The organism is Mesorhizobium sp. M2C.T.Ca.TU.002.02.1.1, assembly GCF_003997225.1.
Genome location: NZ_RZTO01000851.1, coordinates 1 through 2,564, shown reverse-complemented (window position 1 = coordinate 2,564; position 2,564 = coordinate 1). Strand labels below are relative to the sequence as shown.

The window sequence follows — 2,564 nt, the reverse complement described above, 5'->3', positions numbered from 1 at the left end:
GCACCTCGGCGATCATCTCCGGATCGAGCGCCGAGGTCGGCTCGTCGAACAGCATGATCTGCGGCTGCATGCAAAGCGCCCGCGCGATCGCCACGCGTTGCTGCTGGCCGCCGGAGAGCTGGCCGGGAAACTTCATCGCCTGCTCGGGGATGCGGACCTTGTCCAGAAAGCGCCTGGCCGTCGTCTCGGCCTCCGCGCGCGGCCGCTTGCGCACGATCATCGGCGCGATCATGCAGTTTTCAAGCACGGTCATGTGCGGGAACAGGTTGAAGTGCTGGAACACCATGCCGACTTCGCGCCTGATCCCGTCGATGTTGCCGACATCGTCGTTGAGCTCGGTGCCGAGCACGGTGATGCGGCCGCCTTCGTGTTCCTCGAGCCGGTTGATGCAGCGGATCAGCGTGGATTTGCCGGAGCCTGACGGACCGCAGATGACGATCCTTTCTCCGCGCTCGACGCAGAGGTTCACCTTCCGCAGCGCATGGAACGACCCGTAATGCTTGTCGAGGCCTTCGATATGGACGGCCGGGCCGGATGGGAGCGTCGAATCCAAGTGCGCCTCCCTAGCGTTCGCCGACCGCCATGCGCCGCTCGAGGTAAGCGCCGTAGCGGGACAGGCTGAAGACGAAGATAAAATAGATGAAGGCGATGAAGGCATAGACCTCGACATAGGCGAAGCGCCATTCGCCGGTGCCATAGGCGGCGTTGCCGGAGGCCAGGATCTCGAAGAAGCCGACAATGACCACCAGCGAGGTTTCCTTGAACGAGATGACGAACTGGTTGATCGTCGCCGGCAATGCGTTGCGCATCGCCTGCGGCAGCACGATGCGGCCGATGCGCTGCCAGTAGCTCATGCCGAGCGCCATGGCGGCTTCTTCCTGTCCTGCCGGAACGCCCTGCATGCCGCCGCGCACGATCTCGGCCTGATAGGCGGAGAAGAACAGGGCGGAGCCCAGGATCACCCGGTAGAGCTTGTCGCCCTGCAGCCATTGCGGCAGGGCGAAAGGCAGAACGACGGCAAATGTAAAGAGGATCGAGATCAGCGGCAGCGAGCGGACGCCATCGATGATGAGACCGGTGGTGCGCGATATCCAGGGCCGGTCCGAGCGGCGCAGCAGCGCCAGGCAGATCGCCAGCGGGAAGCCGATCAGGCAGGTGGTGACGAAGATGAAGAGGGTAAGCGCCAGCCCGCCCCAGGCTTCCTCGCCGACATAGGGCAGGCCGAGCACGCCGCCCTTCATCAGCACGTAGTAGAGGCCTGTTCCTGCGCCCCAGATGAGCGCGATGCGGCGGCCGGTCCAGAAGGCCGGGATGCAGCTCAGCACCGTCATGACCACCACGCTGACGCAGGCGAGCGCGGAGCGCCATTGCTCCTCGAAGGGATAGAGACCGAACAGGATGATGCGCCACCGGGCGGCAATGACCGACCAGCATGCGCCGGCCGCCGCCTGGCAGGCCTCAGGCCCGCCGGTCGTGGTGAACACGGCCGAGAAGACGGCCCAGTCGAGCAGCTTCCAGACGATGAAAGCCATGATCGTCAGGGATATCAGCGACAGCAGCGCCTGAAGCGGCGTTGCGAAGAAGCGGCGCTTCAGGTCTTCGAGCCTGCCCGGAGCAGGGGGAGCGACAACGACCATCTCCATTTCTGTCATCCCCTCAGCTGATTGCCCTTGAGGGCGATGGCCTTGTTGATGCGGTTGAATACCGCGGCAAGGCTGAGATTGATGGCGAGGAAGCCGGCCATCAGAATGCCGATCACCTCGAGCGTCTGGCCGGAGTGGTTGATCGTCAGCGCCACGATCATGAAGAAGTCGGTGAAGCCCACCGCAATGCCCATCGTGGTTGCCTTCATCAGCCAGACATACTGGTTGGCGAGGATCGGCAGCATTGCGCGCAGCGCCAGCGGCAGCCTGACCAGTGTGAAGACACGCCAGGGGCTCAAGCCCAACGAGAGCGCCGCCTCCATCTGGCCCTTGCCGACGGCCTTGAAGCCGCCGCGCACGATCTCGGCGATGTAGGAGCCGCCATAGACGGCAATGGCGACGGCCAGAGCGGAAAATTCAGGTGGGATGCGCAATCCACCCTTCAGGTTGAGGCCTTGCAGGGCAGGAAAGTCGAGCAGTGCTGCATCCGGCAGGCGACCGATCATCAGGATGACAACCGCGCAGGCGAGCGCCACTGCCGCACCGGCGAACTGGATGGCAGAACGTTCGCCGACCGGTTGGCTGATCTGCGATGTGCGGCCGAGCCAGACCGGCAGCGCGATCGCGGCGATCACGGCCAAAACGGCCAGCGCCAGTGCCGTTCCGCCGACATTGGGAATAGGCACATACAGACCACGGCTGGTCAGCAGCATGCCGAATGCCTCATGCGCGGCGCGCGGCGTCGGCAGATGCGTGATCAAAGCGTACCAGAAGAAGACCTGCAGGATCAGTGGGATGTTGCGGAAGATGTCGACATAGGTGCGGCCGCGCAGCCGTGCCAACTCGTTCGATGACGTGCGCGCCAGACCGACGATCGTGCCGACGATCGTCGCCAGGATAAGGCCGGTGGTTCCGAGGAAC

3 protein-coding genes are annotated in these 2,564 nt (G+C 64.1%); all 3 read right to left on the bottom strand.

Translation table 11 applies throughout. The annotated features are described in order from the left end of the window. The coding region (locus tag EOD07_RS30400) for an amino acid ABC transporter ATP-binding protein (RefSeq protein WP_245470549.1) at positions 1-553 on the bottom strand (553 nt) is incomplete at its 3' end. Positions 554-563: 10 nt separating this feature from the next. After that, entirely contained in the window at positions 564-1,643 is a 1,080-nt protein-coding gene (locus tag EOD07_RS30395; protein WP_127237942.1) for an amino acid ABC transporter permease, read from the bottom strand. A 5-nt stretch (positions 1,644-1,648) separates the two neighbouring features. After that, on the bottom strand, positions 1,649-2,564 hold a 916-nt coding region (locus tag EOD07_RS30390), incomplete at its 5' end, for an ABC transporter permease subunit (RefSeq protein WP_127237941.1).